Genomic DNA, 21054 nt, shown 5'->3' on the forward strand with positions numbered 1-21054 from the left:
CGGTATTAGAATCCCAGTTCGGTTAAGTATGCACTCATTTGTTTTTCTACATCCGCTAGCTGATCCTTTAACCGTTCAATCTCCGCCTGGGTAGCTTTGATATCGATAGGTGTCTCTTCTTCAAACGTATCTACATAGCGTGGAATGTTCAGGTTATAGTCATTCTCTTCGATCTCCTTCAACGTAGCCCGGTAGGCATATTTATCTTCGATTACCATGCCGGTATCCGTAGTCAATGGAGTCGCTGTTTTAAAAGCCTTATAGGTATTGACAATGTGTGGAATGTCTTTGTCTTCCCGTAAACGGTTTTGATTTTTGCCTTCCTGGTATTCACGGCTGGCATCAATAAACAATACATCTTTGTTGTTGCCTTTGCCTTTGTTGAAAATCAGAATCGCAGCAGGAATACCCGTACCAAAAAAGAGATTAGCAGGCAGGCCGATTACAGCCTCAAGCAGGTTTTCCTTGATTAGTTGTTCCCGTACTTTTCCTTCACTGCTTCCCCGAAACAGTACCCCATGCGGCACAATCACACCTACCTTGCCAATGTCCTCATAGGTAGTTTCAATCATGTGGGTGATAAAGGCATAATCCCCTTTGCTCTTGGGAGGAATGCCCCGGTGAAAACGGTTGTACTGATCAGCTACTGCGTCTTCAGCTCCCCATTTATCGAGCGAAAAAGGTGGGTTGGCAACCACAATATGAAACTTCATCAGATGGTCACCTTCCAGCAACAGCGGATTGTTTAATGTATCGCCCCACTTAATCTCTGCATTGTCCATTTCATGCAGAAACATATTCATCCGGGCTAATGCCCAGGTGCTGCCATTGTTTTCCTGACCGTATAACGAAAAGTTATTGCTCCCAACTTCTCTGGCTACTTTTACCAGTAAGGATGCAGAACCACATGTAGGGTCACAAATACGGTTGCCAGGTTGCGGATCTACCAGTTTTGCCAACAGCGTTGACACTTCGCCAGGCGTATAAAACTCACCGGCTTTCTTACCTGCATCACTGGCAAACTGTGCAATCAGGTATTCATAGGCATCCCCGATAATGTCATTTCCTTCCAGATGCGAAGGTTGCAAGTCTAAGGCAGAGAAGTCAACGAGCAGGTTTTTTAAGCGGCGGTTCCGATCTTTCGTTTGCCCAAGATTGGCTTCGCTGTTAAAGTCAATATTACGAAATACTCTTTCCAGCTTGCTCCGGTTGGCATCTTCCAGCTTTTCGAGTGCAATATTGATTAGTTCACCCAGATGGTTTTCGTTGCGCTGTTCAAACAGGTAGTCAAACGTACATTCGGCAGGAACCTGAAAACGTTCGTTGCGCAAGGCACGTTCGATACGCACTTCATCACCATTGTATTTTTCAGCATATGCAGCCCGCTTGTCTTTCCATACGTCTGTTACATATTTTACAAACAGCATGGTAAGGATGTAATCTTTGTATTGGGTAGCATCAATGGTACCCCGAAAGGTATCACAGGCTTTCCAAACAATATTATTAATCTCTTTCTGGGTTAGTTTCTTTTCCATATAGTTACTTTACAAGTTGGCTGATTACAGCGGTATATAATTGTTTTTTCTGCTGAATGAGTTGTTCAGCCAATACGATTTCCTGTTGATGTATGGCAGCCAGAGCTGCTATTTTCTGTTGCTGCTCCAGGGCTGGAAGAGGGACTTCAAAAGCCCCTAATTCCGACTTACGAATAGACAAGATATTAGTCCCTGCGCCAATCTGCCGAAAAGCTTCTTTGCTGGAAGGAGCATTTAATATGGCTACCAGATATTCCGGATACACCTTTGTAAGGTCAGGACGTAAGACAAAGAATATGGAAGAGGCGATTGCAGGTTTATCTATCTGTCTGTAACACCAGGCTACCAATCGATTCCCTTTTCCTGCAAACAATATATCTCCATCCAGCAATATATGTGTTTGATTCTTTGGTGTTAATTCAATAAATTCATCAGGAGGTCTTACCATCACCCCTTCTTCATTAAATTGCTTTACCTGTAAATATGCTACCTCTCCAGTAGGACTGGATTGCTCATATAATCCAAACCTAATTTCAGTAAAGTCCGCTATTTTTATTTTTTTTATCATTGTAGAGGCTTTCTAATTTCAAAACTAACATAATAGCATTACAAAAGCAAGAAATATTTTTGTAGAGTTTTTCAAAATACAAAAATCAACTTTATAGGATCAAAATAGTAAGCAATAAACAAAAGCTCTGATAATTGGCTCAGAGCTTTAATCAAAATTAAGACTTATTACTTCACCACTGGCTCCCCCACTCCCGTAAACAACCAATGCACATTAGCCTGATAGGTGGCATGCAGGCACCAGAGAAAGAAACAGCTTGGTAGTTGGTGGCCTTTTTCCAGAGAAGACAGATTGCCCTGGGCTACTCCCATTCGCTGAGCAAATTCACGTTGAGAAAGGTTGAGTATGTCCATTCGAAAGAGGCGGATGCGTTCGCTGATGTCTTTTAGGTTCATTGTAATGCTGGTTTGGTTTCGTATGTATTTGTTTTCTGCTGACCGGAAGTATGGTCATGCAGGTTGGTGACTGGAACTATGGTCAGCCAATAAGTTGACTAAAAGTATGGTCATTCTGTAAAATGAACAGAGTTCGAATATTTCTGGAAAGTGACTGGAATACCAGTCAAAACAAAAAGCGACCGGAAGTATGGTCAAAACCAAAAGCGAACAGAGTTCCAGTCATTTTACAAAGTGATTCGATTTCTGTTCACTTCGTTTGCTGAACATTTTTCTGTTCACTCAGTCAGCGATTACCATTTTGACCATAGTTCCGATCAATCACGGCTGTTGACCATACTTCGGATATTTCTTCTGTGTGACCGGAGTTCTGTTCACATATGGCAAATCACCTGATTGTTACCATCCAACACATAGGTATTTTTCCGAACCAATGTAGGGGCGCACCCATGTGTGCGCCCGGTTTCCCGCAAACAATGTCTGTGGTAATCCGATATCGTAGGGGCGACTGGCGGTCACCCTGATTCCCCGCCGAATGATTATGCTATTCCGACCATCATTTCGGATGTATCCCATGCCGTGTCTGCACGAACCAGGGCGATCTGCCAATCGCCCCTACATTTCACAATGGTAATTCGCCAATCCAACCATTTGCTACACGAAACATGGCACACACAGGTGCGCCCTGATTCCCACAGACCGCGTTTGTGCATTTCCGATATTGTACTGGCTGGGCTTGCCCCTGCCCGGTTTCCATTCACGAATGATTTGGGTCTGTTAGACGACGATTTCGGATTTATCCCAGGCATTCGTTGTGGGAAACACGGGTACCCGCAAGGGGCATCCCTACATTTCCCGACGTTGGTTTATAAACCTAAACCGGGTCTGTGGGAAACTGGGCGCACACGTGGGTGCGCCCCTACATTGGTTTGGCATATTCCCAATCGTTCGGAGGGGAAATGTTTGGGCGTGATTGCCCCTACAGGGTATCGGAATCATTGTTGCTAGAATCGACATTTTGCCAGCCTGTTTACGATGCTTTGGTTTTCTGTTTCTCCTGCACCTTCTTCCACTCTACCTTGAGCCATTCGACCAGTTCGGGTTGTCGATAGGTTTCATAGTAATCCACATAGTAGAGGAATTCCGCTTCTGTCATATGATCCATATACAGCGTCAGTTCAGCTATAATTCGCTGGCGGTTTTCGCTCTCTGTCAATGGCTTGGGACGAGGTAGTTTGGAAGTAGGTTTGCCTGTTTCTGCAAACACTGCGTCCAGGTCTACGCCTATCGCGGGTCTGTCGGGTGTAGCTGAGTGGGTATCCTGTTCTGTTGACAACTTTTGGGCAATCTTTTGAGCCGACAGGCTTTGGAAAGGCTCTCTGAACTGTTCAGGGGCTTTGTCCAGGTTGCTCACAATGTCAAACAGAATAGAACTCTGTGAATACTTCAGATCTTTGTGTTTCTGGGCTTTCACCTCTTCTTTCTCTTTTCGGTATTTTCGCAGAAATTCACCCAGCTTCACAAAATCAAACGACTCATAGAGTTGCCCATACTTGCCACTCTGGGTATTGCGAAGACATAAGAGCACATCGGTCAGCGACAGATCCCGAAAGTCTACCTGTACCATACTTGCCATGGCAGTGGTTTGTTTCACAGTTAGCGACTGTTTGATAGTAATCGATTCGGTAAAATACTTGATGAGCACAAACAAAAGCCGATTGGTGATTTCATCGCCTTGTGTACGGGCAAACACCTCCAGAGCCGGAGCACGAGAGGCAATCTCCTCATTGGCATGCTTGTACATCTGGGTAATGAGTACACCGTAGTCCGCTTGCAGAGATTGCATATTGTAAATCAAACTTTCACTTTGTTGCGGAATAGCCTGCAGCCCTTCCATCAGCGTTTGGGCATAGATCTGGTATTTTTTGGCTACGGTCAACTGAGCCGGAAGGTTGTTTTGTTGAAACCATTCGAGCAGGTTTGTGATACGCGATTGAGCTTGCTGAATCAGATTCACAGGCTGGGATTGCTTGCCCAGCAGGGCAGATGATGACGGATGTTGAATCAGGGACATAATAAAAAATTAGCTGGTTATTGAATAGTAAAAAATTGTCTGCTGATTAGTTTGTATTCAGGCATTAATCGCGACACAAACGCATCAGACGGAGATATTCCTCATCCTGATCTCTGGGTGGAGCAAATGATGAACGGGCTCCTCCTCCATTGCCTGACTTAATAGCCGCATAGTACTTCTCAAAAAAACGATTCAGATCGTTGGGTGCTGTGTAGCCATTGTCGCGATACCAGGTAGGAATCATTTCCAGCAGGCTCTGGAAGGAATGAATCACTGACTCATCAGGAATCTCTGCCAGATTCATAGTGGGTTGCTGCCACTGTACAGCAATCTTGTAGCGGATCTGTTCCAATACCTGTTTGAGAAACTTATCATCGCGTCCATAGATCCACTTGTAAGCCCCGAAGTATAGCAGATAGACCTCTCGACAGGGTACAAGACACGGATCGACTGGAGTAGCCTTAGAATCGGTTTTAAGGCTATGAACGTTTTGCATAGCATTTTCTTTCTGTACAGCCTTCTTAGGGGAGGGGGCCGGCGCAACCTGGGGAGGGGTTACTATAGCGGCTTCTACAACAGTTTGGTTGTTTTCTTCGCTCTTCAAAAAATTTTCTTGCTTCTCCCCTGCTTGTTCATTTTTAAAAATCTGATCTTCATTTGAAAATTGAAAATCTTGCGCGCATGCGCTTTTTTCTATTATTGTATTGTTATTATTTTTGTTTTTATACTTGTTATTATTACTGTTACTATATATGTTATTATAGTGTGCATTCTGTTCATAGGCAAATGGAATAGTTTTCATATCCTGATGCGAACTCTCTTCATACCCTGATCGAAAATTATTCACAGGCAATGGTGAAGTCTCTTCATATAGGTTATGAAATTCGCTCATCGAATAGTCCATACCAGATACGGAATTTTCTTCCTGCTGCATAGGAAAACTATTCACAACCGTTGAAGTTTTTTCAGCTGTAGACGGAAAAGTATTCATAGGCTGCTGTGCATTTTCTGCATACCCTTCTGAGTCTTCCTGGTTTGCATCATGGTTGTGTGCATCCTGCATAGCCTGCCGATGTTTGTATTGCACAGCTCTGCGCTTTTTTTGCTGAATGGCCTGTATCCATTCCTCTGACCCCTGTACAGTTTCAGACAAAGGAAGTTGATTCTGACACTGATGTATTGCTTTTTTCCAAACCGGACAGGCACGCAAAAAACGGGATTCTGCATTTATTTCTACCAATCCTTTGCCCTCTAGCCGGGTAATGGCATCAAACACCCAGCGCGAGGTTAGACGAAGCGCTTTACCCAGTTCTACTTTGGAGGCGTAACACCAACCCGTTTGAGCAGAAAAATTATCGATCAGACTCATCAATGCATGTTCGTTCATGCTGATGTCAAAATGTCCAAGCAGGTCATGATAAATGAGTGTGTACTTCATAAAAGTGTGATAACAAAGAGTGGATGAATGAATAGACAATTGGGTTTAGACAATAGCATTCCACTACCCGATGGTTAGATCAGGCAAATGCAGACAGTATCAATACTGGGCATTGGGAATGAGAAACGATAAAAGGATTTCCTATTCTTAGGAAACAGGTTCGATAGTGAGGTATGACGGATTGTCGACCAGCTTCAAAATCTCGGCGTGTTCAAATGTCCACTGAGCATTCTTGCCAGCTCCTATCCGTTGACCACTCTGGATCACTCCAGCTCCCATGAGTCTATGGATATGAAACCGCGAAACGCCCAGTTGATTTTCCGCATCGGCCATTGTGATGCGTGTAGTCTGACCTGTAGCCTGATGGATGTATAGGGCTTCCAATCGTTTGACTTCTGACTGTAAACAGGCTAGTTCGGTTTGTAGCTGTTCTAGTTGCTGGGATAGGCGCAATGCGTCCATAGTGTATACCTGGATGAGAATTAAAAAAAGAATAAAACAGAAAAGAATGCAGAGGCAGGGTGTACAACTGATTAATTGTACTTTTTTGCGGAAGGCAGGTTAGTGTCCCGGTCGACGAGGGATACTTGGAGGATTACTGAAAAATAACGGGGTACTACCAGATACAAATAAGCCGATTACTGAGAAACTGTTCACAAGTGACAAACTTGTGTGTACTAAAAATGATAAGGGTTGATTTTTAGATAAAGTGTTTTTTGTGGATAAATGGCCAATAGGAACACCTTTTTCGACGGATGATTTTACGGTTCTCATGAAAGTTGTATGGGTTTGAAGCACTAAAAAAGTAAATAGACTGATCAAAATTCAGCACCTGATTTTGATCATTTCTCAGGTCTGAATCTCTAAAAGCAAAAATAATCCAAACCGATAACAGGTGCAAATGAAATAAGCAGAATTTATGGCGAAAATAAAATTTATATGATTTTTCTTGGATATACGGGAAGTGTCATTTTGTAACAACAGGCATATTTATCCAGATTTATTGCAATTTCGAGGAGAGATATTTGATTATAGATTTATAACTGCGGGAAGTGAGAGAAAATATAAGTGAAGCTTATAAATTCAGACTAACAAATACATAGGACTACTGGTTTTGGAGGATAGTATACCCTCAAGTCAATCAAGGGAGGATGTTCTATTCTTGTTTCTACAGGCAAATCTGTTTCTTACCTACAAAGGTGGGGATACCTTTTCTATTGGCTGTGTACACTCCCTTACTAAAACTCAAGTGATCAAAGCCAGATTCTATTGAATTCTGTAGCGACTGCCTTCATACTGTTCCGCAATAGATACTGATACAAATTGCTTCCGTTTTAGTATATACTTCTTTTCTCAAGGATAAGCGGGACAGTCTCATCGATTAATTGTGAATATAAGCAACAGGAAGAAAATAAAAATATAATAGATTGTCTTAAATGCACCGATTTACAATGGTTTACATCTCATGAAATTATATATTATTCTATCCTACTTCCTATGTATCAAAAGGGTAATGTTTCCATTAGTTTCCAATTAGTTCAACAGATCAATGCCATTATACCTTGCTCCTATGTTCAGATAGTTATTCATAGATATAGTAGCTATTTCTGTTAATGTCTGATTGGAATGCCTGATTGAATTATTTTGATACACTCAATCACCTCTTCGCGCGTCTGATCGAGCCGTGTCACTATACGGCAAAGGAGTTCTTCTACCTTACCTGTCTGAAACCTCAGGTCAGCATCCGTTAATTGAGGAAACCTCTGCTGAAGGGCTTTGGCTTGCAGATACCAGTCGCCAGTTATTTTAAAAGGAGCTATACCTACAGGATATTTAGCTACACCATTATTGTTTTGCCTATCCATGGATTTTGTGAGTACGTTTATAAGTAAGTACTCAATATAAAGGTATACTTATTTAACCGTAATAATATTACATATCACATAATCAATCTTGCATATATCACACATTACCAACAAAATACATTGTTTCATTTCCAGATTTTAAAGGAAAACGGCAATTTGATTTGCTAGTCATTGCTGCTTTACAAGTCCTGTGAGTAGGATGATCAGGAATAGAAAATTCAGGAAAGAAAACCATGACCTGAAAGCCGATTGGCAATTGAGAAAGATGAAAATCTCTTTTTGCGCCAGTGATTTTTATTTTTCCGAACTTTCTCAATCAGACAATTACATGTAGACTAAAAAAACCACTACTATTCAAATCTCTCTTTTACAGTTCATACATCTTTTTTGACAATTCATCCAATATCGGTCTGATATCTGGCTTAAGAGTTAGTATTTTTGGATACTAGTGCATATATACTCTTTCCACAGAAACTCTTCAGCATATTGATACAAGCAGGTTTGCATCCTGGCTTCTTTTCCAAAGCAGAATGGAGGTATCACCTTCTCATGATGCCGGTGTTGTTCCCTCTGGGCAACTATTACCTTATTGGTCCGTCCTACTTTCAGCAACCCAGCCTGTTTCTTATCGGTACTCTGCTGGTATTCATTTTATACTGGTTTTCCATTAGTATACTCACAGTGGCAGTACGAAAAGTATTGGCTTATTGGTCAGAAAAAGAACAGGTGTGGATACGAACTTCTTTCGTGTTTCTGGTAGTAGGCATACTTACCTTCTTTCTTGCTTTTTTTGATGTTTGGATCTATAGTTTATTTCATCAGACAGGTGTAAAATTTTCGTGGAAAACAGTTTGTCCAATCCTTATTCTGGGTGGAGTCTTTGATTTCTTTCTGTGTACAGCCGTTCTTCTTTTCAACTCAAATCTGATCTGGAAATCCAACACCCCCACTAATTCAGCCAGTTGGCTAGCTCTGGCTAATCCGGCTCTGACACGATTAGGAATTTCACCTCTGGGTTGGGGCTTTCATGGACTGGCCGTACTGGTTTTTATACCGATTGCCAACCATCTGATTATTGGCCCCCGCTACTGGACCAATGGATTGTTACTCGCACTAGGATCAGCGGTAGTAACACTCCTATATATTCCCATTGCAGCCTTGTTAACGTTGAGTGTACGACTGGCAATCTATTGTTATCCCAGCCTGCATTGTACAGTACTTCGCATTGGGTTCATGTTGTTGTTAACCGGAATTGTTTCAAGTATCTCTGCAATTGGAAGTGTGTGGGTACTTAGTAAAATCGACATACTGGATGTCCGGTTTTCTCACGATAATATATATACTCTTATTCTGTTAGGTTTAATTTTTGATTTATTGTTCTGTATAGCACATGGTTATTTTTATGCCTTATCCATGTGGCAAAAACAACAGGTTGAAATTGAAAAACTAAAAAAAGAGAAACTACAACACCAGTTTGATACACTCAAGGGCCAGCTAAATCCACACTTTCTGTTTAACAGTCTCAATTCGCTTTCTTCCTTGATCAGTGAAGATACCCAACAAGCGGAACATTTTGTGGATGATCTGGCTAAAGTATACCGTTATCTTTTACAAACAGGCAGATCATCTCAACCTGATGGCGAACATAGTGAGTTGGTAACACTGCAAACCGAACTCAATTTTATTGCCTCCTATATCAGCTTATTAAAAACCCGGTATGGCAAAAGCCTTCTTATTGAGCAACACATAGCCGAGGCATACAAAAACCGTACATTACCTCCACTCACTCTGCAAACATTAATTGACAATGCCATGAAACATAATAGTATGCTTCCGGGCCGTCCTCTTACTATCTGCATTACAACAAGTGATCCCGGACATTTGAGAGTACGAAATAATATACAACGTAAAACTATGCGCCTGGAAACAGGTCAGTCCGGATTAGCTAATCTGGCAGCCAAGTATCAGTTAGTATGTAAAAGTGAACCACAAATCATAGAAAATGATCAATATTTTGAAGTAATCGTACCTCTTCTCGAAAGCAATCGATAAGGGCACTGTATAGTATGAACTCCAGACTAAAACATATCATCTCCAAACTACCATTCAGGCGTTTACCTAAACACCAGCAGAATGCTACTGTACATAATACGATACCAGTAACGCAAAAAGAAGGTTTGCGATGGCATGTTTTATTAATGCCTATGGTATTCATTCCATTGGTTTCCTACTGGCTGGTTGGTCCTGCCTATTTCTCTGATGGAAAAATATTTCTGCAGGCATCACTTCTTAACTATTTCCTGACAGGTTGCTGTGTACTTACACTAGATACTCTAACCCAAAAGGTTATTCGCCAATACCCTGGATTAGATCAAAGTGCAGCCCGTGCAGGTCGTACGTTTCTGGTATTTTTTCTTGTTACACCCTCTTATTTAGTAGTTGGAATTTTTATCTATAGTTATTTTCACCTGTTTGGATTTCAACATACCCCAGGATTAACCACACGGATTCTACTCTATAATGTGGGATTCAATATATTGTCTGTAGGTATCGATGAAACAGTCTATTCGCTTCGTAAATGGAGAGAAAATGCGTTAGAACGTGAAGAGCTGGAAAAAGTAACTCTTCAAAGTCAGTATGAAAGCTTAAAGCATCAGGTAAATCCCCATTTTCTATTTAACAGTCTCAATTCACTGTCATCATTGATCGCTGATGAACCCCAACAAGCGGAACATTTTGTAGACGAAATGGCCAAAGTATATCGCTATCTTCTGCAAACAAACAATGGCCAGGAAGGCAATGGAGAACTCACAACTTTAGCAACTGAGCTGGATTTTATTGAATCCTACTTCCATTTGCTTAAAACCCGTTACCGTGCTGGTATTGAGCTGCAAATTGAGATAGATAGAGAATATATGACCTATCGGTTACCTCCTCTGGCATTACAAATGCTGGTTGAAAATGCTGTTAAGCACAATGTAATTTCAAACAGAAAGCCTCTTCTGCTGGAACTATTTATTCAGCAGGATCAAGCTGCAACAAATCTGTTGATACGCAATAACCTTCAGCGCAAAATCGGCGCAACCATCCATTTACCGGATTCAAACAGGGATACGTCCAATGGTGTTGGCTTAACCAATATTACAGCCAAATACCGATTGCTAAACCGAAACAAAGCAGGAGCAGGAAAAACGGGTATAACCGAGCCTGCCATCCTTTGTGACGATCATTACTTTACTGTTGTTTTACCGCTTTTTCTCCCATAAATTATGAATATCTTAATCGTAGAGGACGAAGAACTAGCCGTCCGCAAATTACAAAAGTTACTGACAGAGGTTGATCCTTCTTTAACCATTGTTGGCGTCACCAACAGCATTGAAGATACGGTTGCCTGGCTTGGAGAATATGACAGTACCCATCCATCCAAGCCAGATCTGATATTTATGGATATTGAACTGGCAGACGGGCAAAGTTTTGAAATCTTTGATCAGGTAGAAGTATATAGTACGGTCATCTTTACTACGTCCTATGATGAATATGCCTTACAAGCTTTTAAGGTAAATAGCATTGATTATCTGCTCAAACCGATTCAGAAAGAAGATTTGCAGCGCAGCCTCAAAAAATTTCAGGATCTGAAAACATCAATGACTCAGGCAGGTACTGAAACCAATGTTACTTTAAATGTAGATAAACTATTACGCGAACTGCAGTTACAATCTGCCAAAGATTACCGCAAACGTTTTCTGGTACGGCAAGGGCAACGGTATCTGTCTATTGAAACCAGCGAGATCGCCTATTTCTTTACAGATGAACGATACAGCTTTTTTGTCACCCATACCAATCAGAAGTTTCTGGTAGATTATACACTTGATGAAATATCCCAGTCACTCGATCCAGCCCATTTCTTCCGAATTAATCGGGCAATGCTTGTTACCCATAAGTCTGTTGACCAGATTCAACCCTATTTCGGTAACAGGCTATCACTGGTATTAAAACCTATTCTTGACAAAGAAATATTGGTAAGCCGCGAAAAAGTACAGGATTTTAAGAAATGGATGGGAAAATAACATGTATAGCATAACATAGCCCTACATGCGCATAGTTTTATGGATCTTTGTTTTGACCTGAACTATGCGCATGAATTTTTTTGTAGTGAATTCCGTTTAAACACCAACCTTGTGGTTAATTCTATGCAAAAACTTTTTTGCGGTGAATTCAACACATCGGCAATTTTGCCGTCAACTCTGGGCAAAAATTGTTTTGACTCAATCTACCATGATCCACACTTCTACATCTCCGCTGCGGTGACTTCACCGCACGACTTATCATGTACTGAAACCAGTTCAACACGTCTGTATGAACATAGTTATACACAAAACAATGTGTATCGCAATAAAATACACAGACAGATAGAAATGTCAGATATCAAACAAATAAGAAGGTTGTTGAAATAAAATAAATCCAACACCCATACGTCTACCAGATAGAATGGGTGACCTATAGTTACTCAACTATTTATCATCCTAAATCAAAACCATTTACCTGACTTTTGGGTTATTTTGTAAACCTGACTCATTACTTCTATGAACAACCAAGAACTTATTCAAAAAACCTATATCGAGTACCTTCTTGAAAATGGCAAGGTCCCTCCTTCTCCCTATCTTTTAGCTAAACTAGCCGGAATTGATGAAAAAGATTTTTATGCCATCTACAATTCGCTACAGGCAGTAGAGGCAGATATCTGGCTCCAGTTTTTTCAGGAAGCCAAACAACAAACCATTTCCCAGGAAGTGTATGAACGATATTCTGTCCGTGAAAAACTTCTTTCCTTTTATTATACCTGGGTGGAGGTATTGAAAAATCACCGGAGTTTTGTACTGTTTGCTGCAGGAACCAGACATCTACACCAGGAAACAGCCCTGCTAAGTCCTTTCAAGAGAGCATTTACCGAATATGCAAATGAATTAATTACTGAAGGTCGTAATACAGGAGAGGTTGTAAACAGACCATTTGTGACTGAAAGATATGCTGATGGATTCTGGGTTCAAGCCTTATTTGTACTACGTTTTTGGGTAAAAGACAATAGTGCTGGTTATGAATTGACAGATGCCGCTATAGAAAAAGCAGTAAATACATCGTTTGACTTTATTGGTAAGTCAGCACTGGATACATTGTTTGACTTTGGCAAATTCCTTTATCAGACTCAGCGAGCAGGATACGGACTATAAGATCGGACTACGTAGTAAAAACAGGCATTTGTCATCAATCAAACCTACACTATGAAATCGCAGAATAATATTCCAGCAACCAAAGTTGAAAGAGCAACCCGGTTTGTTACCACAGGTATTAAAGTTGGAGGAAACTACATTAAGCACTATGCAAAGAAAGCCATCAATCCGGACCTATCCCGTGATGAGCTTCATGAAAGCAATGCAGCTGATATTTATGAAACTCTTAGTGAATTAAAAGGCAGCGCACTAAAAGTAGCACAGATGATGAGTATGGACCGCAATCTGTTACCGAAAGCCTACTCTGAACGATTTCAAATGGCACAATACAGTGCACCTCCTCTATCTGGTCCATTAGTAATCAAAACCTTTACCCGCTACTTCGGCAAAGCGCCTCAAGCATTGTTTGATACGTTTGCGATGGACGCATCCAATGCAGCATCTATCGGTCAGGTACATCAGGCTACAAAAAATGGCAAAAAGCTGGCCGTGAAGATCCAGTATCCGGGGGTAGCTCAAAGCGTTAAGTCAGATCTGAAAATGGTTAAGCCCTTTGCTGTCCGTTTGATGAATCTGAATGAAAAAGATGTAGATAAGTATATGGACGAAGTTGAGACGAAACTTCTGGAAGAGACAGACTATCAACTTGAACTTCAACGTTCTCAAGAAATATCAACAGCCTGTGGCCACATTAACGGTCTGGTATTTCCGACCTACTATCCTGAATTTTCCAGCGAAAGGGTACTTACTATGGACTGGCTGGAAGGTTTCCATCTGGACGACTTTCTTAAAACCAATCCTTCTCAGGAAGTACGTAATAAAATAGGTCAGGCCTTATGGGATTTCTATGACTTTCAGGTCCATATACTACGGAAAGTACATGCAGATCCCCATCCGGGAAACTTTCTGATGCGTCCGGATGGAACGATGGGTGTTATCGATTTTGGTTGTGTCAAAGAGATTCCGGAAAACTATTACCGCAATTATTTCACGCTGATCAATCCTGATAATCTGAAAGACCCGGCTATCTGTGATAAAGTTTTTGTTAATCTGGAATTTTTACACGAACAAGACACTCCTCAGGAACGAAAATTTTATAGTGATTTATTTATTACTATGATTGGCTTGTTGGGCAAACCTTTTCATACCCAAGAGTTTGACTTTGGAGATGATGCTTATTTCCAGTCTATTTATGATTATGCAGAATATCTTTCCAATCTAAAAGAATTAAGAGAATCAAAAGTAGCACGTGGTTCAAAAGATTCTTTATATATTAACCGGACGTATTATGGATTGTATTCCATGCTGAATCAACTGAAGGCAGTAGTTCGCACCAGCAGTCCGGCATGGCTATGGCAACCTATCTGAACTAACACTATATAAATGCTTCAATAAAAGAGTTTTGCATCGGGGGTCATCTGTTTTTCCAGTAAAATATTTCCATTTTTTATATGGAATTTACAACTTATTTGTATCTTAACTAAGTGTAATAAAAACACTGGAGAAATCCATTTACAGTACCAGCTTACATGATCTATAATCATATACACCAGACTCCCGATGAAAAAACGCATACTTATCCTTGCTGTTTTACTAGCCTGGATTAATCCAATACTTACCAGAGCACAGCTCAATCAGGTCTTACGATTAGAATTACCCTTAAAAGAAGACGATTACGAAGATCTGATTTATGATGTAACACCTTTAGAAAAACAAGGACTACTTGTATCTACTCAACCACGCTTTCCGTCGGGAAGAGATGGGAATGTATGGAATATTACTCGTTATGATACTACACTGCATCAGATATGGGCTAATCAATACAAAGTAGATCACCTGTTCGAACCTGTCAACACCTATCTGGATTCCAGTTATTATTATGTATTGCTAGCTCAGCCAGACTCGAAGAAGTTTAAAATATTTCGACTGGATCTGATAACGGGTGATCATGAATGGATGGATGGTAATACCCTGACTTATATTTATATGACAGAGTTCAAGGTATTAAGTAATACAGCTTTTATTGGTGGAATAGTGAATTATCGCCCTGTTGTGCTAACATTCAACTTCTTTGATAAACGAACGCGTGTATTACCGGCTTTGTATGAACCCCGTACAGAGCTTAATCATATTCAGATTGATCCATACCAACGTATCAGTAATGTACTCATCTATACGCAGGAACGTAATCATGGTAAGTTATCTGTTCGCTCGTTTGATTATTCAGGTAAAGTAGTACAGAATGTGACATTGGAAAGTCCTAAAGAGAAAGGTCTTATTACAGGACGTATTACATCCCTCAACGAACAGGAAAAGCTAATTATGGGACACTATGCCTATAAAAACCTTCCTTACTCTCAGGGGTTATTCATGGCTAAACTCAATGGGAATAACCAGGAATACATCAAATACTTTCAATTTAATGACTTTAAGAACTTCTTTAATTTCATGAAGCCGCGCCGACAGGAAAAAATCAAAGAACGGATTTTAAAGAAACGCCAGAAAGGAAAAGAAATGTTATTGCATTATAAATTGCTAATGCATGATATTATCGAAACTTCAGATCAGTATATACTTGTTGCAGAAGCATTTTACCCGCAGTATCGTTCAGGTACTTCGTATGGCTATGCCTATGCTCCAATAGGAAACTTAGGAAGAAGTTATGGGGACCGTGTATTTGAAGGGTATCACTATACTCATGCTGTGATATGTGGCTTTGACAAATCAGGCAATCTACTTTGGGACAACTCTTTTGAAATCCAGAATATAGTTAATTATAATCTGCGGGAAATGGTTGAAGTTGCCTTTGACCAGGACAAAATTATTCTCACCTATCCGGAAGAAGGAGAAATCCATACCAAAGTGATTCGTGGTAATGATGTATTAAAAGAAAAAGAGAAATTTAAGATCGCGACTAATTTTGAAGAAGATAAAGTGATTGACTCTGATGATGTGAATATTGATTTCTGGTATAACAAATACTTTATCAGTTGGGGCACACAGGAGATCCAGGGTGCAAGAACGGTAGGCTCCAGCAAACGCAGAGTATTTTATCTTAATAAAATAACCTACGATGCCAATCTGACTACCCGACAAGAGTAATTGATATATTTTGTATAGGCGGATCATCTCATAAATCACATAGTATTTCATTGATTTTCACATAGGTCATTCTTAGCAGATTAATTACATAGCTGTTTTAGCTGAATCAAGCTGGAACAGCTATTCTTTTTTAGTAAAGAGTTTTCTTTACCTTTACACTACAAAACTATAGTATGCATGCCTTTTACAATCTTGCAGTTACTACTTGTTGCCGGTGCTGCTCAAGGATTTCTGTTAGCCTTTTTGCTGGTAACCCGAAGAGTTAATCCTTTGGCAAGTCGTTTATTAGGGTTATTAATTTTTCTAATTTCCATTCAAACGTTATTAGTCGGCTTTGACAATCGGGAATTTTTTCTTCGCTTTCCTCATCTGAGTAAGATATCCTGGCTACTACCCTCTTTGTTTGGTCCATTACTCTTCTTGTTTACCCGAAAAATAACTTCAGAGAAACCAATCTGGAAAAGAGCAGACTGTATTCATCTGGTTCCCTTTATCGTTTATTTCTTTTATCTCTTGCCTTATTATGCAAAATCGGCAGCAGAAAAAAGTGCCTATCTCGATAACTTTGAGGCAGCTCTACAGGACGATTTTGGTTTTTTGAATCAACTAACCAACTTCCTGCATCTGTTTTATGTAACGTTGTCTTTATTTATAGTAAAGAAATACCAGCAGGGTATTCTGAATTCATTCTCTGATATTACCCAGATTCGCCTCCGCTGGCTTCGACAGCTTCTGCTTTTTGTCTTAACTGTAATGCTTATCTCTGTTATTATTTTTTATGCAAAAAAATGGAATATTGGTTGGTTAACCCAGCTCTATCGCTATCATTATCTTGGTGTTGTAGCCTTAATTTACTGGATTGGCTATAAAGCACTCTCACAGCCTCGCATTTTTAACCAGTTTGAATTGCCAGTCACCCATGTGCCTGAACCCAAAAAAGATGTGTCTATTTCTGTTGTAGCAGAAGAAGAAATACCTAAAAACAAATACCAGAAATCGACATTGACTAATGATGTAGCGGATACCTATCTTAAGCAGTTGGCTCATTTGATGGAAAACGAGAAACTGTACCTGCGGCAAGAACTCACCATTCAGGATTTAGCGGAACGAACAGGTATTTCCAGGCATCAATTGTCTCAACTTATCAATGAGCGCCTGGAAAAGAACTTTTATGATTTTGTAAACGAATATCGTGTAAAAGAAGCACAGCGTATGCTTGTTGATCCCAAGTATAAACACTTGACGACATTAGCTATTTCAGGAGAAGCAGGATTTAACTCCAAAGCCACATTCAATGCTGTTTTCAAAAAAATAACCGGACAAACTCCGTCTGAATACATCAAATCATACAAAGAAGTTGTCTGAATTTATCGGATCAGACGATCAATACTGAGTGGGGATATACTTTTGCACCACATTTTACTACAATCTTATTTACAACTATGCAAAAAAAGATCCTTTGTTTCTGGATAGGTCTAATCATATGCCTGTCCAGCTTTGCTCAGACGGTAAAGCTAACTCCCACTCAGATGCAGGAAGATTTTGATGTCTTCCAGAGAGCATTAAAAGAAGCACATCCTGGTTTGTATCGTTATACAGATACAACAACATTTACAAAGATTTTTGATAGTCTGTCACATTCTTTTAAACGAGAGATGACTGATCAGGAATTCTATCAAACTCTTACTCCAGCTATTGCGCAGATCAAATGTGGTCACACAAAATTTCATCCGGATGGCAAGTGGACGACTCGTTATTTTTACGCAACAGATCAATTGTTCCCTTGGCAGCTTTATTTTACTCAGCAGAAGGTATATGTACTGGAAAGTTATGCAGGCAATCTTCCAGTCGCTAAAGGAACAGAAATTATTGCAATCAATGGCAAACCTGTTTCAGAAGTTGTTTCTTCATTACTCACAAAAATTTTCGTAGATGGAAACAATCGGTCTACCCGATATCTGGAATTAAACCAAGGCTTTTCAGCTTATTATGCTAACCTTATAGGTTCGTCCCCATCCTTTCAGATTACTTGCCGTAAAACAGATAGTACTACTTCATCTCTTGAAGTTCCAGCAGTAACAGTATCTCAGATTGAAGCATTTGAGAAACAGCATCCCAAACCAGAAGAACCTACCTTTCAGCTAAAATTTCTGGACAATCAAACGGCTCTTATACGTATCAAGGTATTCTATCCAGCACAAAAAGGAGATGATTATGAACAATTTCTAAAGGAATCTTTTGCTCAACTCAAAACCCGCAATATTCAACATTTGATTCTTGACTTGCGGGATAATGAAGGAGGCCTGGACAGATGGGGAGCTCAACTATATTCTTATCTGACAGATGAAAAATTTCCTTACTATGACCGTCTGGAAATGACCCCAACCCATTCATATAGCTTTGCACAATATGCAGATATGCCTAAGTTTTACGGCATTCTAAAAATGCTAATCAAAAAACCTAAAAATGGACCACATTTATGGACACATCACAAAAACCTGAAGGTTCAGAAGCCCCAGCAAAATGCCTATTTGGGTAAATTATATATTCTTACGAATGGATGGAGCTTTTCGGTAACGTCAGAGTTTGCTGCAATAGCCCACTCTCATCAGAGAGCTACATTTATTGGACAAGAAGTAGGCGGAGGCTATTATGGAAACAACAGTGGCACCTTCATTATTGTTAAATTACCTCACAGTAAGTTTATTGTAGGGATTCCCATGTTAGCTTATTATATGGCTGTTTCAGGATATCCATATCCGGATCATGGTGTGATTCCAGATCATACGATTGAACCCTCTATTCAGGATATACTTAATCATACTGACAGGGAACTACAATTTACTCTGGATTTGATTAAACAATCTTCGCTTTCATCAAATGGTAATTAACTATAATTAACAACAAAATAGAAGGTATTCAAACAAGTACAGATAATGTTTAGGAAAAGGTGATTGAAATTCTAACACAACAATAAATATTTAAACAATCATAATCAATCGCTATCACTTCCCAAGCTTACAAACAGAAAAAGTCCCATTGTATGTTACCCGGACTACATACAATGGGACTGTGTATTGTATTAATAATCTATCTGATTATTAGCTGGCAGCACGTAAATGATCGGCACTCTCAATGAAAAGTTCTGTAAAGGTAGACTTTGATACAGCCAAAGAAGACTGAAGCTTTCTGTCAGCATCCCCTAATCTTTCTCTGGTATGTGAGTATACCTCATTAAAAGAAGCTGCATCACATTTTTTCAATTCATCAAAATCTATGGAATATTTGCTATTAAAAGTCTCATCAAAAGTCTGTACCTGGCATGAATCACATGAAACTACTAACACAGTATTTTCATCCAAAACAGCATAGTACCATATATTAAACTCGTCTGTCAGATATAACGGCAATGTTGTTGCCAGATTATCAATAGTTTCTGTTGTTAATCTACGTTTAATCTTAAGTGCCATAGTTTTCTAACGTTTTAATTATTTTCAATTTGGGTAATAAGTGGATTGGTTAAATTTGTGTATGCAATCCTGCACAATTCCACTTCTATTTTAATATACATCTGCACTCACATCAACTCGGTTTGTTTCCTGCACTGAGCGTGGTGCTTTAGTAAAATCCAGAAAAACACCTACAACTTCATCTCCTGTCAGAAGATCTGTATTCACCAATGAGACTTCTGCTTCTATAGCCCATTCAGGTATTTCGATTACTTCATTATACTCAGCAATAGGATAACAATTTGCAACAGAAACTTCATTGAATGGATGCCATATGATACTTTCAGTCCGTCCATTATGGTTAGTCATCTTAATACAGAAATAGATTTTTATAAAATCATCAATCCAGTCAAAATAAGAAATATGTGAAAGGAGGATTACTTTATCTAAAACCATCTCTGTAAAATCAGGGTCAAGGGTAATGCGTTGACAAGGATAGCGGGTTGTAAGTTCAATCATCAGTAAAAAATCGAAAAGTAATACACTGAAAACAGGATATATCAATACATAAAACCACACCCTTTATTGAGTAATCTATCAGCGATCTATTACTCACTGTTGTCTGGCCTATGACTTCTTAATAACGCCTTTCCGATCATCATTTCTATCTTGCGAACTCCCTCCTTCTCCACTGTTAACAGCATACTTAACATCCGTATTCGTATCTTCCTGCCATATCATTCCAAAAATTTGAGCAGCAGTAAGTTTTTGATACTTTTGAATATACCCTCTGCCACTACAAACACCGCAGATAGCAAATTCGCGTTCCTGTATCTGAACAGTACGACTTCCGGCACAATGAGGGCAAGTGATCTTTTCAGCAACGTACATGGCTATTATTAGTTTTGTTTTAATTTGTAAAAACACCTGGTCCACCTATTGCAACCAGCATTTTTTATAGTCTAAAGCTGTTGTTTTATTAATCTGGCAATTTGTTCGAATGGTAATCCCTTATCGTTCAAAGCTACCAGAGAAATATTTTGTCCGTCATATTCTACCAACGGATTATTTTTTTCCAATCCAGCCCATTCCATTACAGGCTCAATCAAATAATCTTCACACCAATGAATTTCACGTTTACCGACAATCCGAAAACCACTTTTGGTTTCCATAGGCTTCCATCGGCAATCCGTATGGTGTTTTACATATAAATCACATAATACTCCCAATACACAGAAATGATCTTCTTTATCTCTAAGCCGTTTAGATCCCTGTTTATACTCCCCACTGAGCAATGCCTCTGTCCATAACTGCTTAACTTTACTATTCATATGGTTTGTTTTTTTAAAATGAATCCCTTCTACCAGATAAAGATCAAATCTGAAAGAGTACCACTTTCC

20 protein-coding genes are annotated in these 21054 nt (G+C 39.7%); 8 read left to right on the top strand and 12 right to left on the bottom strand.

Annotation, left to right across the window (positions count from 1 at the left end; translation table 11 throughout):
• Positions 1-5: 5 nt before the first annotated feature.
• From QNI15_RS31640 to QNI15_RS31675, 8 genes are all read right to left on the bottom strand, one after another.
• Entirely contained in the window at positions 6-1535 is a 1530-nt protein-coding gene (locus QNI15_RS31640) for a type I restriction-modification system subunit M (RefSeq protein ID WP_314035746.1), read from the bottom strand.
• Positions 1536-1539: 4 nt separating this feature from the next.
• The gene (locus QNI15_RS31645) at positions 1540-2103 is read right to left on the bottom strand and encodes a restriction endonuclease subunit S (RefSeq protein WP_314035748.1); all 564 of its coding nucleotides are present in this window, start codon (positions 2101-2103) and stop codon (positions 1540-1542) included.
• 167 nt (positions 2104-2270) lie between these two features.
• Entirely contained in the window at positions 2271-2498 is a 228-nt protein-coding gene (locus tag QNI15_RS31650; protein ID WP_314035750.1) for a helix-turn-helix domain-containing protein, read from the bottom strand.
• Between the two features lie 399 nt (positions 2499-2897).
• Complete coding sequence (locus QNI15_RS31655) at positions 2898-3074, bottom strand: hypothetical protein (RefSeq protein WP_314035752.1); 177 nt, start codon at positions 3072-3074, stop codon at positions 2898-2900.
• A gap of 454 nt (positions 3075-3528) precedes the next feature.
• Positions 3529-4572, bottom strand: coding sequence for a hypothetical protein (locus QNI15_RS31660; RefSeq protein WP_314035754.1), 1044 nt, complete (start codon positions 4570-4572; stop codon positions 3529-3531).
• A gap of 64 nt (positions 4573-4636) precedes the next feature.
• The gene (locus QNI15_RS31665) at positions 4637-6010 is read right to left on the bottom strand and encodes a hypothetical protein (protein ID WP_314035756.1); all 1374 of its coding nucleotides are present in this window, start codon (positions 6008-6010) and stop codon (positions 4637-4639) included.
• A gap of 147 nt (positions 6011-6157) precedes the next feature.
• Positions 6158-6472, bottom strand: a complete 315-nt coding sequence (locus QNI15_RS31670) for a hypothetical protein (RefSeq protein ID WP_314035758.1) — start codon at positions 6470-6472, stop codon at positions 6158-6160.
• Between the two features lie 1148 nt (positions 6473-7620).
• Positions 7621-7875: a hypothetical protein gene (locus QNI15_RS31675; RefSeq protein ID WP_314035760.1), complete on the bottom strand. Its 255-nt coding sequence runs from the start codon at positions 7873-7875 to the stop codon at positions 7621-7623.
• A gap of 486 nt (positions 7876-8361) precedes the next feature.
• Here QNI15_RS31675 and QNI15_RS31680 point away from each other — a divergent pair, with 486 nt between their 5' ends.
• The 8 genes from QNI15_RS31680 (at position 8362) to QNI15_RS31715 (ending at position 19096) form a co-directional block, all read left to right on the top strand.
• Positions 8362-9927, top strand: coding sequence for a sensor histidine kinase (locus QNI15_RS31680; protein ID WP_314035762.1), 1566 nt, complete (start codon positions 8362-8364; stop codon positions 9925-9927).
• 14 nt (positions 9928-9941) lie between these two features.
• Positions 9942-11141 (top strand): sensor histidine kinase, encoded by a 1200-nt coding sequence (locus QNI15_RS31685; RefSeq protein WP_314035764.1) that lies wholly within the window; start codon positions 9942-9944, stop codon positions 11139-11141.
• A gap of 3 nt (positions 11142-11144) precedes the next feature.
• A complete protein-coding gene (locus QNI15_RS31690) occupies positions 11145-11942 on the top strand; it encodes a LytR/AlgR family response regulator transcription factor (RefSeq protein ID WP_313983828.1) in 798 nt (265 codons plus the stop codon).
• A gap of 516 nt (positions 11943-12458) precedes the next feature.
• Positions 12459-13103 (top strand): TetR family transcriptional regulator C-terminal domain-containing protein, encoded by a 645-nt coding sequence (locus QNI15_RS31695; protein ID WP_314035766.1) that lies wholly within the window; start codon positions 12459-12461, stop codon positions 13101-13103.
• A 51-nt stretch (positions 13104-13154) separates the two neighbouring features.
• On the top strand, positions 13155-14471 hold the full coding sequence (locus tag QNI15_RS31700) for an ABC1 kinase family protein (protein ID WP_313983830.1): 1317 nt from the start codon (positions 13155-13157) through the stop codon (positions 14469-14471).
• Positions 14472-14663: 192 nt separating this feature from the next.
• Entirely contained in the window at positions 14664-16205 is a 1542-nt protein-coding gene (locus tag QNI15_RS31705; protein WP_313983832.1) for a hypothetical protein, read from the top strand.
• Between the two features lie 177 nt (positions 16206-16382).
• Positions 16383-17570 carry a helix-turn-helix domain-containing protein gene (locus QNI15_RS31710; protein WP_314035768.1) on the top strand — a complete coding sequence of 396 codons (1188 nt, stop codon included), beginning with the start codon at positions 16383-16385 and terminating at the stop codon, positions 17568-17570.
• Positions 17571-17647: 77 nt separating this feature from the next.
• Complete coding sequence (locus QNI15_RS31715; RefSeq protein ID WP_314035770.1) at positions 17648-19096, top strand: S41 family peptidase; 1449 nt, start codon at positions 17648-17650, stop codon at positions 19094-19096.
• Positions 19097-19306: 210 nt separating this feature from the next.
• On the opposite strand, the gene QNI15_RS31720 is transcribed toward QNI15_RS31715, so the two are convergent.
• The 4 genes from QNI15_RS31720 to QNI15_RS31735 form a co-directional block, all read right to left on the bottom strand.
• Positions 19307-19675 (bottom strand): hypothetical protein, encoded by a 369-nt coding sequence (locus QNI15_RS31720; protein ID WP_314035772.1) that lies wholly within the window; start codon positions 19673-19675, stop codon positions 19307-19309.
• A 90-nt stretch (positions 19676-19765) separates the two neighbouring features.
• Positions 19766-20173: a hypothetical protein gene (locus QNI15_RS31725; protein ID WP_313983840.1), complete on the bottom strand. Its 408-nt coding sequence runs from the start codon at positions 20171-20173 to the stop codon at positions 19766-19768.
• Positions 20174-20281: 108 nt separating this feature from the next.
• Entirely contained in the window at positions 20282-20545 is a 264-nt protein-coding gene (locus tag QNI15_RS31730) for a hypothetical protein (protein ID WP_313983843.1), read from the bottom strand.
• Between the two features lie 71 nt (positions 20546-20616).
• Positions 20617-20985, bottom strand: a complete 369-nt coding sequence (locus QNI15_RS31735; RefSeq protein WP_313983846.1) for a hypothetical protein — start codon at positions 20983-20985, stop codon at positions 20617-20619.
• Positions 20986-21054 lie beyond the last annotated feature (69 nt).

Source organism: Xanthocytophaga flava (genome assembly GCF_030068545.1).
GTDB lineage: Bacteria > Bacteroidota > Bacteroidia > Cytophagales > 172606-1 > Xanthocytophaga > Xanthocytophaga flava.